Origin of the sequence: Microbacterium ginsengiterrae, from assembly GCF_014205075.1 — a bacterium.
Taxonomy (GTDB): Bacteria; Actinomycetota; Actinomycetes; order Actinomycetales; family Microbacteriaceae; genus Microbacterium; species Microbacterium ginsengiterrae.
This window is the reverse complement of record NZ_JACHMU010000001.1, coordinates 208857-222516: the sequence shown is the minus strand read 5'-3', so window position 1 is coordinate 222516 and position 13660 is coordinate 208857. Positions and strand designations below refer to the sequence as shown.

The 13660-nt window shown below is 63.6% G+C and carries 8 protein-coding genes and 2 rRNA genes; 8 read left to right on the top strand and 2 right to left on the bottom strand.

The annotated features are described in order from the left end of the window. Both HD600_RS01145 and argH read left to right on the top strand, forming a co-directional pair. On the top strand, positions 1 to 1092 hold the full coding sequence (locus HD600_RS01145; protein ID WP_184280990.1) for a heparan-alpha-glucosaminide N-acetyltransferase domain-containing protein: 1092 nt from the start codon (positions 1 to 3) through the stop codon (positions 1090 to 1092). 9 nt (positions 1093 to 1101) lie between these two features. Further along, the gene (gene argH / locus HD600_RS01140) at positions 1102 to 2532 is read left to right on the top strand and encodes an argininosuccinate lyase (RefSeq protein ID WP_184280988.1); all 1431 of its coding nucleotides are present in this window, start codon (positions 1102 to 1104) and stop codon (positions 2530 to 2532) included. 15 nt (positions 2533 to 2547) lie between these two features. On the opposite strand, the gene HD600_RS01135 is transcribed toward argH, so the two are convergent. Continuing rightward, positions 2548 to 3120, bottom strand: coding sequence for a DUF1349 domain-containing protein (locus HD600_RS01135; RefSeq protein ID WP_184280986.1), 573 nt, complete (start codon positions 3118 to 3120; stop codon positions 2548 to 2550). A gap of 72 nt (positions 3121 to 3192) precedes the next feature. Between HD600_RS01135 and HD600_RS01130 the strand changes: the two genes are divergently transcribed. Genes HD600_RS01130 through HD600_RS01115 form a run of 4 tightly spaced genes read left to right on the top strand, consistent with a single transcriptional unit; the run spans position 3193 to position 6826 of the window. Beyond that, positions 3193 to 3855, top strand: coding sequence for a SatD family protein (locus HD600_RS01130; protein ID WP_184280984.1), 663 nt, complete (start codon positions 3193 to 3195; stop codon positions 3853 to 3855). Continuing rightward, positions 3852 to 4604 (top strand): hypothetical protein, encoded by a 753-nt coding sequence (locus tag HD600_RS01125; RefSeq protein WP_184280982.1) that lies wholly within the window; start codon positions 3852 to 3854, stop codon positions 4602 to 4604. Before HD600_RS01130 ends, HD600_RS01125 begins: the two co-directional genes overlap by 4 nt. A 57-nt stretch (positions 4605 to 4661) precedes the next feature. Then, positions 4662 to 5963 (top strand): tyrosine--tRNA ligase, encoded by a 1302-nt coding sequence (gene tyrS / locus HD600_RS01120; protein ID WP_184280980.1) that lies wholly within the window; start codon positions 4662 to 4664, stop codon positions 5961 to 5963. A gap of 50 nt (positions 5964 to 6013) precedes the next feature. Then, the gene (locus tag HD600_RS01115; RefSeq protein ID WP_184280978.1) at positions 6014 to 6826 is read left to right on the top strand and encodes a DUF4184 family protein; all 813 of its coding nucleotides are present in this window, start codon (positions 6014 to 6016) and stop codon (positions 6824 to 6826) included. On the opposite strand, the gene HD600_RS01110 is transcribed toward HD600_RS01115, so the two are convergent. Then, entirely contained in the window at positions 6753 to 8069 is a 1317-nt protein-coding gene (locus tag HD600_RS01110) for a CoA transferase (protein WP_206706048.1), read from the bottom strand. The two genes, HD600_RS01115 and HD600_RS01110, sit on opposite strands and share 74 nt — an antisense overlap. 507 nt (positions 8070 to 8576) lie before the next feature. On the opposite strand from HD600_RS01110, the gene HD600_RS01105 reads away from it, so the two are divergent. Further along, a 16S ribosomal RNA gene (locus tag HD600_RS01105) occupies positions 8577 to 10103 on the top strand. Between the two features lie 406 nt (positions 10104 to 10509). Then, positions 10510 to 13617 (top strand): 23S ribosomal RNA (locus HD600_RS01100). The 16S and 23S rRNA genes sit together here, the layout of an rRNA operon. Positions 13618 to 13660: the final 43 nt, after the last annotated feature.

Below are 13660 nucleotides of genomic sequence, written 5' to 3'. Positions count from 1 at the left end.
ATGGGCGGCCGCCTGAGCGAGAACGTCACGAGACTCGACGGTCCCCAGCGGATCGCCGGTGTCGACCTCGCGCGAGGGCTGGCCGTCATCGGCATGTTCTCCGCCCACCTCCTGGTGACGGGCGACGGCTTCGCTTGGACGGACGCATCGACGTGGACGGCGGTCGTCGACGGACGATCCTCCATCCTGTTCGCGGCCCTCGCCGGCGTCTCGATCGGGCTCGTCACGGGTGGGCGCAGGCCCCTCTCGGGAGAGGCGATGACGATCGCCCGGTGGCGCATCGCGCTGCGGGCTGCGATCCTGCTCGTGCTCGGCATCCTGCTGATCGTCACCGGCGTCCCCGTCTACGTCATCCTGCCCGCGTACGCCGTGCTGTTCCTGCTCGCCCTGCCGTTCACCGTGCTCCCCGCCAGGACGGTGCTGATCACGGCGGGCGCACTCGCCGTGGTGATGCCGTTCGTGCAGCCGATGCTGAACGACCTTCCCATCTGGCGCTCGCCGTACGCGGCAGAGCTCGACGCCATCATCGGCTGGCACTACCCGTTCGCGGTGTGGATCGCGTTCGTCCTCGCAGGACTGGGTCTCGCTCGCGCAGGGATCACGCACGCCGCCACACAGATCAGGATGCTGGGGATCGGCGCTGCGCTCGCGGCGCTGGGGTACGGCGTCGCCCAGCTCCCCGCCCCTGCACTCGACAGGTACTGGTGGTCGGTGTGGACGGCGCAACCGCACTCGTCCGGTCTCTGGGAGGTGATCGGATCCGGCGGATTCGTCATCGCCGTGCTCGCCGCCTGCCTCCTGCTGTGCCGCCTGCGTGTACTGAAGGCGATCACGCTGCCGCTTCGTGCCACCGGAGCGATGCCGTTGACGGCCTACACCACGCAGATCGTCGTCTGGGCGATCATCGCGGGGATCGCCCTCGGGGACACGGGTGATCTCGGCGGGTTCCGGGCGATGGATCCGTTCTGGCCGCTGACGCTCGGCGTGATCGTCGCGTGCACGGCCTGGGCGCTTCTCGTCGGCCGCGGGCCGCTGGAATGGGCCCTTGACCGCATAGTAAAGCGCGTCGTGACCGCACAGCCGCCGAGATAGTCTGGTGGGATGAGCGAGGCGAAGCACGACGGCACGAATGAAGGCGCCCTCTGGGGGGCACGATTCGCATCGGGGCCGTCCCCTGAGCTCGCGGACCTCAGCCGCTCGACGCACTTCGACTGGATCCTCGCGCCCTATGACATCGCGGGTTCGCACGCCCACGCGAAGGCGCTCGCCGCCGCCGGATACCTGGAGGCGGACGAAGAGCAGCGCATGCACGAAGGACTCGACGCCGTCGCGAAGAAGGTCGCCGACGGTGTCATCCGCCCCGCGCCGAGCGACGAGGACGTGCACGGGGCTCTCGAGCAGGCGCTCATCGCCGAGCTCGGCCCTGAGCTCGGCGGCCGCCTGCGCGCCGGTCGCAGTCGGAACGACCAGATCGCCACGCTGGTGCGGATGTACCTCATCGATCACGCCAAGGTGATCGCCCGCGACATCCTCCGCGTCATCGACGCGCTCGTCGCGCAGTCCGAGGCGCATCCGGACGCGATCCTGCCCGGGCGCACGCACCTGCAGCATGCCCAGCCCGTCCTGCTCGCCCACCACCTCCAGGCGCACGCCTGGCCGCTGGTGCGCGAGCTGGAACGTCTCGTCGACTGGCGGGTGCGTGCCGGAGTGTCACCGTACGGCGGGGGAGCGCTCGCCGGATCCACCCTCGGCCTCGACCCCGCGCTCGTCGCGCGTGAACTCGGCCTGGATCGGCCGGCGGAGAACTCCCTGGACGGCACGGCCGCCCGCGACGTGGTGGCCGAGTTCGCCTTCATCACCGCGATGATCGGGGTCGACCTCTCGCGCCTGTCGGAGGAGATCATCCTCTGGAACACCCGGGAGTTCGGTTTCGTGACGCTGCACGACAGCTTCTCGACCGGTTCGAGCATCATGCCGCAGAAGAAGAACCCGGACATCGCCGAGCTCGCTCGCGGCAAGTCGGGTCGACTGATCGGCAACCTCACGGGGCTGATGGCGACATTGAAGGGTCTTCCGCTGGCCTACAACCGCGACCTCCAGGAGGACAAGGAGCCGGTGTTCGACTCGGTCAACACCCTCGAGGTGGTTCTTCCGGCGTTCGCCGGCATGGTCGCCACGCTGCGGTTCGACACGGCGCGCATGGCGGAGCTCGCGCCGCAGGGCTTCTCGCTCGCGACGGACGTGGCCGAGTGGCTCGTCAAGCGCCGCGTGCCGTTCCGCGACGCGCACGAGATCTCCGGTGCGCTGGTGCGCGCGTGCGAGGAACGGGCGATCGGGCTCGAGGACGCCGACGACGAACTGCTCGCTGAGGTCTCGCCGCACCTGACGCCCGATGTGCGCGAAGTGTTGAGCATCGAGGGGTCCGTCGCGTCGCGTGAGGGCACCGGCGGCACCGCCCCGGTGCGTGTCGCGGAGCAGCGTGCCGAACTCATCGCGCGGGCGCAGGGCGCCGCGCACGCGCTCGGTCTCTGAGGCTCGACCCTCGTCTCAGTGCAGCGCCGTGTCCGCGGCGGAGCGCTCCCATCGCAGGAACTCCACCTGGAGACCCGCGCGCGTCGGCGCGGCGAGGAACGGCCCGGCTGATGCGGTCGCCGACCCGTCGAACGGGGCGACGCGGACGAGGCGCCAGTCTTCCTCGCCCGCACGCGCGCGCACGATGAGGGCGTCCGGCCAGCGGCTCACCCGCATGGTGATGGGAAGCTCGCGCCAGTGGTCGACATGCCCGACGGACCAGTCCGAGAAGCGGTCGGTCACGACGGCACCGAGACCGAGGTGGTCGTCCGCGAACTCCACGCCGGTCTTCACCCATCGCTCGTCATCGATCTGCACGAAGATGCCGGCCTGATCGAACTGTCCGTCCCACGGGGCGCGGAAGGTGACCTCCATCGCCTCGCCGACGGACAGCGGCGCGAGCAGCGCGTGGGCGGAGTCGTGCACGAAGCCGTACGCCGTGCGCAGCCACGCGTCGCTGCCTTCCTTGGCCGTGACGGTGAGTGTGCCGTCCCGGTGCGAGGCCGTCTCCGGTGCATGCGTCCAGGTGCCGTCTTTCCAAGCGATCATGCGCCCACGATATCGGTCGCCCACATAAGTGAATAACTGATATTCACGAGATATCAGTGTTACGCTTATCTCATGCCTGTCGCCGTCATCGCCGACATCGTCGGCTCTCGAAAACTCGCGGACCGTACTGCGGCCCAGCGGATCCTCGATGACCGCATCGCCGCGGTCGATGATCTCGAGCCTGCGCTCGCTCGTCTCACTCCGACGGTAGGGGATGAGCAGCAGGGAGTCTACGAGGGCCTCGAAGGTGCCCTGACGGCTCTGCTCCTGCTGCAACTCGCGCTGCCCGACGACGTGGCGTGCCGGTTCGGCATCGGCGTGGGGGAGATTCGTCGTATCTCGGCTCCGGGCGGCGACATCCCGGAGGGGCCAGGATGGTGGGCGGCACGAGAGGCGATCGACCACGTGCATGCCATGCAGGTGCGCGCCGCGCCCTCGGCGCGCACCTGGATCGTCGCTGCCCCGGGGCATGATGACAGCATGCGCACCACCGTCGACGCCGCGAACGCCTATCTGCTCGTGCGCGACCAGCTCGTGGGGTCCATGAGCGAACGCGACCGACGTCTCACCTACGGCCGCTACCTGGGGCGCACGCAACGTCAGCTCGCCGAAGAGGAGCAGGTCAGCCAGTCCGCGGTGTCTCAGGCGCTCAGCGGTGCGGGCGCCGCCGCGGTACTGCAGAGTCTGGTCGCGCTCCGAGGTGCGGCCGCACCGGCGAGAAAGGGCCGCGAATGATCCTCGCGGGGCTCGTGCTGCTGGCGGTCGGTGCGAGCGACCTGGTGCGTCAGTTCGTCCCGCGGCGCTGGATCGGATTCCTCATCGCGGCGATCACGCTCGTCGTCATCGGCACGATCGGCGACGCGCTCGTGTGGGCGTTCGTGGCCATCGTGGCCGGTGTCCTGTGGGTGTGGGCGATGCCGGAATCACGGCGCTCGGCGGCGGGCTTCTGGCCCGCTGTCGCACTCGCCGTGGTCTGCATCGCCGCGGTGCTGTGGCTCGGAGAGCGTACCGGCGCCGGACTGCTCACCCCGGTGTGGCGGGTCGACTCGCCGATCGGTCCCGTCTCTTTCGACCTCGTGGTGCTCACCTTCGGCGCGGCCGTCTTCCTGCTCGAGTCGGGCAACCGCATCGTCCGATCCGCGCTGAGCGCCGAGAGCGCGTGGCGCCCCGTCGAGCGGGCGTCCGTGCACACGGCATCCGACGGCGAGGACGGCACGCAGCCGGCCGCTCGTCCCTCCGACGGCTTCCAGGGCGGACGCCTGATCGGTCCACTCGAACGGATCCTCGTCCTCGTCCTCACACTCGTCGGCGCCTACGCCCTGCTCGCGGCGATGCTCGCCGCCAAGGGCATCGTGCGGTTCCCCGAGATCTCGCGAGACGGCGAGACCGGCGCCCGTGCGGAGTACTTCCTCGTGGGGAGCCTGGTCAGCTGGGTGGTCGCGTTGGGTGCGGCGTTCCTCGTGTGGTGGTGCGCGCTGAGCTGAGCCGGTCATTTCCCGCTCGTCGGGGAATGAGGTCGGCGCGCTGATAACCTGGAGCGCGTGTCAACTCCGCCTCTGACGACTGCTCCGCAGGCGATCGATCCCTCGTTCGAGAACGTGTGGGATGAGATCGTCTGGCGCGGCCTCGTCCACGTGTCCACCGATCAGGAGGCGCTGCGCGCCCTTCTCGCCGGGGACCCGATCACGTACTACTGCGGGTTCGACCCGACGGCGCCGAGCCTGCATCTCGGGAACCTCGTCCAGCTCCTCCTGCTTCGGCGCCTGCAGCTCGCGGGGCACAAGCCGCTCGGACTGGTCGGAGGCTCCACGGGGCTGATCGGAGACCCGCGCCCGACGGCTGAGCGCACGCTCAACACCCGCGAGACGGTCGAGGAGTGGGTCGGCCGACTGCGCGCACAGGTCGAGCGCTTCCTCAGTTTCGAGGGCGACAACGCCGCGCGCATGGTGAACAACCTCGACTGGACCGCGCCGATGAGCGCGATCGACTTCCTCCGCGAGATCGGCAAGCACTACCGCGTCGGCACGATGCTGAAGAAGGACGCGGTCGCCGCGCGCCTCAACTCGGACGCCGGCATCAGCTACACCGAGTTCAGCTACCAGATCCTGCAGGGTATGGACTTCCTCGAGCTGTACCGGCAGTACGACTGCGTCCTGCAGACCGGCGGGTCGGACCAGTGGGGCAACCTCACCAGCGGCACCGACCTGATCCGTCGCGTGGAGGGCACGTCCGCGCACGCCATCGGAACGCCGCTGATCACGAACAGCGACGGGACGAAGTTCGGCAAGAGCGAGGGCAACGCCATCTGGCTCGATGCCGAGATGTGCAGCCCCTACCGGATGTACCAGTTCTGGCTGAGCACCGCGGATGCCGACGTCATCGAGCGGATGAAGATCTTCACGTTCCTCACCCGCGCCGAGATCGAGGAGTACGAGAAGCTCGTCGAGACGGAACCGTTCCGGCGCGCTGCGCAGAAGCGACTCGCCCTCGAGGTCGTCGCGACGGTGCACGGGGTGGATGCGACGGCTGCGGTCATCGCGGCATCCGAGGCGCTGTTCGGGCAAGGCGACCTGCGCGCACTCGACGCCGACACGCTGCGCTCGGCGCTCGAGGAGTTGCCGAACGCGACCGTCGCCTCCGGTACCGCCGTGGTCGATGCGCTCGTGGCGGCCGGGCTCGTGGCGAGTCTGTCCGAGGCGCGACGTGCCATCTCGCAGGGTGGTGTCTCGCTGGACGGGGTCCGCGTGGAAGACGATTCGGCCGTGGTCGAGGCGACTCTTCCCGGTGGGGTCTCCGTGCTCCGCCGGGGCAAGAAGACCCTCGCCGGGATCTTCATCGGCTGATCGAGGGGATCTCGGATCCGCTCTGACAAGACGAGACCGCAGGAGGCCTGATGCCGTTCACGCCGAGCCATGCTGTCGTCGCTCTGCCGTTCCTGCGCACCCCGCTGGTCCCCGCCGCGATCGCGATCGGAGCGATGACCCCGGACCTTCCGCTGTTCATCCGGGGCTTCGGCGTCGACTACTCGTTCACGCACACGTACGCGAACGTCGTCTTCACCGCCGTCATCGCGCTCGGGCTGTTCCTGTTGTGGCGCGTCGTCCTCCGCCCGGCAGCCGCGGAACTGTCACCCGCGTGGCTCGCGAGCAGGCTCCCGATCGGCTGGAACACGCCGGCGGGGGAGGCGCTGAACGAGGCGTTGGGGATCGGGCAGCGCTGGACGCGACCGCTGTGGCTGGCCGTGTCGCTGCTGCTCGGCGTGACATCGCACATCGTCTGGGACGCCTTCACCCACGAAGGCCGAGCGGGGGTGGGGTTCCTACCCGTGCTCGCCGAGCAGTGGGGGCCGTTGCCGGTGTACCGATGGCTGCAGCACGGCTCCAGCATCCTCGGGCTTGTCATCCTCGCGGTCTGGGCGCTTGCCTGGCTTCGTCGGACACCGGCGCGAACGTCGATCGTCGAGCGAACGACCCGGCCGTGGGTGCGCGTGACATGGTGGGTGTCGCTTCCGGTGATCCTCATCGTCGCCTGGGTCGCCGGATACGTGTTGCTCGGCCCGTTCGACGCGGGATTCACGGCGCAGCACCTCGCCTATCGGGCGTTGCCACTGGCGTGTGGGGTGTGGGGGATGCTCACGCTCGCGCTGTGCGTGTCGCTGCCCATCCTGGGGCGTCGGCACCCCAGGGGTGCGGCGCCGCGAGGCTGAACCCCGGAAGCACCGATCGGGCCGTGGTGACGACGCGCCCGTCGACGAGGAAGTCCTCCCCATACGCGCGTAGGTCGATCTCCCGCTCCGCCGGCGGCTCGGCTCGCCGGGGCATACCGAGGAGTTCCGCTGCGATGCGTCGCAGAGACGTGCGCACGTGCCAGCTTCCGCCCTCCGTCCTTCGCCGAGCGATGGCGGCGCAGATGCCGGCGGCGAGCAGATAACCGGCGCTGTGGTCGAGCGCCTGAGCGGGCAGGACCCCTGGACGGACACCGTCGGGTGACTCCACCATCGCGATGCCGGATGCCGCCTGTACGAGGCTGTCGAAACCGGCGCGGTCAGGGTGCTCGTCGCCCCATGCACTCAGTTGTGCGACGACGAGTCCGGGATGGCTGTCGGTGAGTATGTCGGGGGAGAGGCCGAGACGAGCGAGCGACGCCGGGCGATACCCGAGGACGACGACGTCGGCGTCCCTGAGCAGCGCCGCGAACTCGGGCGAGCGCGCATCCAGCACGGTCGTGCGCTTGCCGTGGCCGGTGTCGAGGTGCTGCCATTCCGGCTCCGGCAGGTGCGGCGGGTCGACGCGGAGCACATCGGCGCCCAGCAGTGCGAGGGTGCGCGTGCACACGGGCCCGGCGACCATTCGTGTGAGGTCGAGCACGCGGATGCCGCGCAGCGGAGCTGCGGCCTCGAAAACACCGTCGGTCCGGGGCAGCGCGGCACCGCCGGAGGGGCGGAGCTCGATGAGCGGGTGAGTGCGAAGCCGCGCGTCCTGCCCCGGCTCCTCCGTGCCGACCGTCACGGCCAGACCGCCGGCGGCGGTGATCCGATGCGCCGCCTCACGCGCGGTCAGCGCTTCGATCGCGACGCCGACGTCCGCTGCGATCGCCGCCGGTGGCAGCCGAAGCCCGTGCAGCAGGGCGCGCGCATGATGCGCATAGTTGCCGTGGGTCCGGACCCAGCCGTCGGCGGCGCGCCAGAACCCGGAGTACGGGGACCACACGTCGGGCGCTTCCCCGTCGATCCGGAGGCGGTCGCTCCGATAGGCACAGGCGATGCGATCGGGGTCGAGAGGGGCGGACCGTGCGATACCGGACGCGAGCACGACCGCCGCGACGCTCGCCCATGCGAGTTCCTCCGTCGCCAGCCGCGAGGGGAGGGGCACTGCATGCACAGGCCGCGGCGGCGGAACGACGGGGGTCAGCCCCAGCTCCCGCGACACCCGATCCAACAGTCCGGTCATGCCGGAATCGTACGCGACACGCCCGGGATCAGAGCTGGATTTGCCGAGATCCGGAAACGCCGCGTAAGTTATTACTTGTTCGCCCCACAGGGTTGAGAAAGGGCCAAGGCTCAGCTCCCCTCAAGTGGCGGACCACTTCCCACAAACAGAAGCTCACTTCGGTGAGATGCTGCGTGTGGGTTGCTCTGTGGTTCCGCAGATCGCACCGAGTTCGCTCGGATCGCCGATTTGACAAACGGACGCCACGGGGTAAGATAGAGAAGTTGCCCTGCGGGCCTGGTTGTGAGACTGGGTCGTGGGTGCGTCCGATCCTTGAGAACTCAACAGCGTGCACTTGTCAAATGCCAAATAACCTCGATTCAGCTTCGGCTGGATGAGATTCCTTTGGATCAAAAGTCCAACGTCCCTTTTGGGGGTGTTGGCGACGGATAAGTCAGTAATGACATCCATTTTGGTCAGTTCAAACTCGCTGTCCCGACCTTATTCCGGTTGGTTCAGTTTTTTTCTTTTACGGAGAGTTTGATCCTGGCTCAGGATGAACGCTGGCGGCGTGCTTAACACATGCAAGTCGAACGGTGAACACGGAGCTTGCTCTGTGGGATCAGTGGCGAACGGGTGAGTAACACGTGAGCAACCTGCCCCTGACTCTGGGATAAGCGCTGGAAACGGCGTCTAATACTGGATACGAACAAGAATCGCATGGTTACTTGTTGGAAAGATTTTTCGGTTGGGGATGGGCTCGCGGCCTATCAGCTTGTTGGTGAGGTAATGGCTCACCAAGGCGTCGACGGGTAGCCGGCCTGAGAGGGTGACCGGCCACACTGGGACTGAGACACGGCCCAGACTCCTACGGGAGGCAGCAGTGGGGAATATTGCACAATGGGCGAAAGCCTGATGCAGCAACGCCGCGTGAGGGATGACGGCCTTCGGGTTGTAAACCTCTTTTAGCAGGGAAGAAGCGAAAGTGACGGTACCTGCAGAAAAAGCGCCGGCTAACTACGTGCCAGCAGCCGCGGTAATACGTAGGGCGCAAGCGTTATCCGGAATTATTGGGCGTAAAGAGCTCGTAGGCGGTTTGTCGCGTCTGCTGTGAAATCCCGAGGCTCAACCTCGGGCCTGCAGTGGGTACGGGCAGACTAGAGTGCGGTAGGGGAGATTGGAATTCCTGGTGTAGCGGTGGAATGCGCAGATATCAGGAGGAACACCGATGGCGAAGGCAGATCTCTGGGCCGTAACTGACGCTGAGGAGCGAAAGGGTGGGGAGCAAACAGGCTTAGATACCCTGGTAGTCCACCCCGTAAACGTTGGGAACTAGTTGTGGGGTCCATTCCACGGATTCCGTGACGCAGCTAACGCATTAAGTTCCCCGCCTGGGGAGTACGGCCGCAAGGCTAAAACTCAAAGGAATTGACGGGGACCCGCACAAGCGGCGGAGCATGCGGATTAATTCGATGCAACGCGAAGAACCTTACCAAGGCTTGACATATACGAGAACGGGCCAGAAATGGTCAACTCTTTGGACACTCGTAAACAGGTGGTGCATGGTTGTCGTCAGCTCGTGTCGTGAGATGTTGGGTTAAGTCCCGCAACGAGCGCAACCCTCGTTCTATGTTGCCAGCACGTAATGGTGGGAACTCATGGGATACTGCCGGGGTCAACTCGGAGGAAGGTGGGGATGACGTCAAATCATCATGCCCCTTATGTCTTGGGCTTCACGCATGCTACAATGGCCGGTACAATGGGCAGCAATACCGTGAGGTGGAGCGAATCCCAAAAAGCCGGTCCCAGTTCGGATTGAGGTCTGCAACTCGACCTCATGAAGTCGGAGTCGCTAGTAATCGCAGATCAGCAACGCTGCGGTGAATACGTTCCCGGGTCTTGTACACACCGCCCGTCAAGTCATGAAAGTCGGTAACACCTGAAGCCGGTGGCCTAACCCCTTGTGGGAGGGAGCTGTCGAAGGTGGGATCGGTAATTAGGACTAAGTCGTAACAAGGTAGCCGTACCGGAAGGTGCGGCTGGATCACCTCCTTTCTAAGGAGCATCTGGCAGCTTCGGCTGTCCAGGCCCCAGATCAGAGCGAATGTCTCTGCTGGGAGCTCATGGGTGGAACATTTGACATGGTGTCAGCGCAGCTGACTTCTGCTAGTACGCCGGCCTTCGGGTTGGTGGGAACGTGGGGTTGGTGAGCGAGTCACCTGCACGCTGTTGGGTCCTGAGGGACCGGATGCGCTTTGACCTCTTTGGGGGTTGGAAGCATTTGGTTACTCTGGGCCTTTTGTTGTCTGTCCTTTTGGGCAGGCGCGGAAGGTACCGCCCGTACTTTGAGAACTACACAGTGGACGCGAGCATCTTCAACATGACCTTTCGGGGTTGTGTTGTGTAGATGATCTTAAAGATCATTAGTCAATTTCAATTTTGACGATTCGAACTCATGTTGTTTCAAGTCTTTAAGAGCAAACGGTGGATGCCTTGGCATCTGGAGCCGAAGAAGGACGTAGCAATCTGCGATAAGCCTCGGGGAGTGGATAAGCACACTGTGATCCGAGGGTGTCCGAATGGGGAAACCCCGCTGGGCGGCGTGCCGACCTAGTGACTCCCGCCTGAATATATAGGGCGGGTAGAGGGAACGTGGGGAAGTGAAACATCTCAGTACCCACAGGAAGAGAAAGCAACCGCGATTCCGTTAGTAGTGGCGAGCGAAACCGGATCAGGCTAAACCGAGTGTGTGTGATATCCGGCAGGAGTTGCATATTCGGGGTTGTGGGACTTTTCAGTCAGTTCTGCCGAGCTGGCGGCGTTACAAGCTGGTATAGACGAACGGTCTTGAAAGGCCGGTCATAGAGGGTGCCAACCCCGTAGTCGAAATGCCATCCTTGGCGCGAAGAGTATCCCAAGTAGCACGGGGCCCGAGAAATCCCGTGTGAATCTGTCAGGACCACCTGATAAGCCTAAATACTCCCAGATGACCGATAGCGGACAAGTACCGTGAGGGAAAGGTGAAAAGTACCCCGGGAGGGGAGTGAAATAGTACCTGAAACCGTTTGCTTACAAACCGTTGGAGCCTCCTTAGTAGGGGTGACAGCGTGCCTTTTGAAGAATGAGCCTGCGAGTTAGCGATATGTGGCGAGGTTAACCCGTGTGGGGTAGCCGTAGCGAAAGCGAGTCTGAATAGGGCGATTCAGTCGCATGTCCTAGACCCGAAGCGAAGTGATCTATCCATGGCCAGGTTGAAGCGCGTGTAAGAGCGCGTGGAGGACCGAACCCACTTAGGTTGAAAACTGAGGGGATGAGCTGTGGATAGGGGTGAAAGGCCAATCAAACTTCGTGATAGCTGGTTCTCTCCGAAATGCATTTAGGTGCAGCGTTGCGTGTTTCTTGCCGGAGGTAGAGCTACTGGATGGCCGATGGGCCCTACAAGGTTACTGACGTCAGCCAAACTCCGAATGCCGGTAAGTGAGAGCGCAGCAGTGAGACTGTGGGGGATAAGCTTCATAGTCGAGAGGGAAACAACCCAGACCACCATCTAAGGTCCCTAAGCGCGTGCTAAGTGGAAAAGGATGTGGAGTTGCTTAGACAACCAGGAGGTTGGCTTAGAAGCAGCCACCCTTGAAAGAGTGCGTAATAGCTCACTGGTCAAGTGATTCCGCGCCGACAATGTAACGGGGCTCAAGCACGCCACCGAAGTTGTGGCATTGACATTATTGGTAGGCCTTCGTGGTCCAGCCGTGTTGATGGGTAGGAGAGCGTCGTGTGGCCAGCGAAGCGGCGGTGTGAACCAGCCGTGGAGGCTACACGAGTGAGAATGCAGGCATGAGTAGCGAAAGACGTGTGAGAAACATGTCCTCCGAAAGACCAAGGGTTCCAGGGTCAAGCTAATCTTCCCTGGGTAAGTCGGGACCTAAGGCGAGGCCGACAGGCGTAGTCGATGGACAACGGGTTGATATTCCCGTACCGGCGAAGAACCGCCCAAGCTAATCCAGTGGTGCTAAGTATCTGAATCCCACGTGACCGGATCCTTCGGGTGATGGCGTGTGGGCCTAGCGTACGACCCCATGCTGGTGCGGTTAGCGTATTAACAGGTGTGACGCAGGAAGGTAGTCCAAGCCAGGCGATGGTTGTCCTGGTGCAAGTGCGTAGGCCGAGTCGTAGGCAAATCCGCGACTCACATAGGCTGAGACACGATGCGGATAAAAAGTGGATGATCCTATGCTGCCAAGAAAAGCATCGACGCGAGGTTCTAGCCGCCCGTACCCCAAACCGACTCAGGTGGTCAGGTAGAGAATACCAAGGAGATCGAGAGAATCGTGGTTAAGGAACTCGGCAAAATGCCCCCGTAACTTCGGGAGAAGGGGGGCCACCCGCTTATTAGGATTTACTCCGAAAGGGTGTGGTGGCCGCAGAGACTAGTGGGTAGCGACTGTTTATTAAAAACACAGGTCCGTGCCAAGTCGCAAGACGATGTATACGGACTGACGCCTGCCCGGTGCTGGAAGGTTAAGAGGACCGGTTAGCCGCAAGGCGAAGCTGAGAATTTAAGCCCCAGTAAACGGCGGTGGTAACTATAACCATCCTAAGGTAGCGAAATTCCTTGTCGGGTAAGTTCCGACCTGCACGAATGGCGTAACGACTTCCCAACTGTCTCAACCGCGAACTCGGCGAAATTGCATTACGAGTAAAGATGCTCGTTACGCGCAGCAGGACGGAAAGACCCCGTGACCTTTACTACAGCTTGGTATTGGTGTTCGGTGTGGCTTGTGTAGGATAGGTGGGAGACTGTGAAGCGGATACGCCAGTATTCGTGGAGTCAATGTTGAAATACCACTCTGGTCACTCTGGATATCTAACTTCGAACCGTGATCCGGTTCAGGGACAGTGCCTGGTGGGTAGTTTAACTGGGGCGGTTGCCTCCCAAAAAGTAACGGAGGCGCCCAAAGGTTCCCTCAACCTGGTTGGCAATCAGGTGGCGAGTGTAAGTGCACAAGGGAGCTTGACTGTGAGACTGACAGGTCGAGCAGGGACGAAAGTCGGGACTAGTGATCCGGCAGTGGCTTGTGGAAGCGCTGTCGCTCAACGGATAAAAGGTACCTCGGGGATAACAGGCTGATCTTGCCCAAGAGTCCATATCGACGGCATGGTTTGGCACCTCGATGTCGGCTCGTCGCATCCTGGGGCTGGAGTAGGTCCCAAGGGTTGGGCTGTTCGCCCATTAAAGCGGTACGCGAGCTGGGTTTAGAACGTCGTGAGACAGTTCGGTCCCTATCCGCTGCGCGCGTAGGAAGTTTGAGAGGATCTGACCCTAGTACGAGAGGACCGGGTTGGACGAACCTCTGGTGTGTCAGTTGTTCCGCCAGGAGCACCGCTGATTAGCTACGTTCGGGATGGATAACCGCTGAAAGCATCTAAGCGGGAAGCCGGCCTCAAGATGAGACTTCCATGCCCCTTGTGGGTGAGAGGCTCCCAGTAGACGACTGGGTTGATAGGCCAGATGTGGAAGCACGGCAACGTGTGGAGCTGACTGGTACTAATAAGCCGACGACTTGATAACACTTTTCATCAGTTCGAAACTACTGATGCTCCGCGTCCACTGA

Excerpts from the sequence above, each read along its gene's own strand:
- HD600_RS01145 (WP_184280990.1), top strand. The coding sequence starts at position 1 with ATGGGCGGCCGCCTGAGCGAGAACGTCACGAGACTCGACGGTCCCCAG.
- argH (WP_184280988.1), top strand. The coding sequence starts at position 1,102 with ATGAGCGAGGCGAAGCACGACGGCACGAATGAAGGCGCCCTCTGGGGG.
- HD600_RS01135 (WP_184280986.1), bottom strand. The coding sequence starts at position 3,120 with ATGATCGCTTGGAAAGACGGCACCTGGACGCATGCACCGGAGACGGCC.
- HD600_RS01130 (WP_184280984.1), top strand. The coding sequence starts at position 3,193 with ATGCCTGTCGCCGTCATCGCCGACATCGTCGGCTCTCGAAAACTCGCG.
- HD600_RS01125 (WP_184280982.1), top strand. The coding sequence starts at position 3,852 with ATGATCCTCGCGGGGCTCGTGCTGCTGGCGGTCGGTGCGAGCGACCTG.
- HD600_RS01115 (WP_184280978.1), top strand. The coding sequence starts at position 6,014 with ATGCCGTTCACGCCGAGCCATGCTGTCGTCGCTCTGCCGTTCCTGCGC.
- HD600_RS01110 (WP_206706048.1), bottom strand. The coding sequence starts at position 8,069 with ATGACCGGACTGTTGGATCGGGTGTCGCGGGAGCTGGGGCTGACCCCC.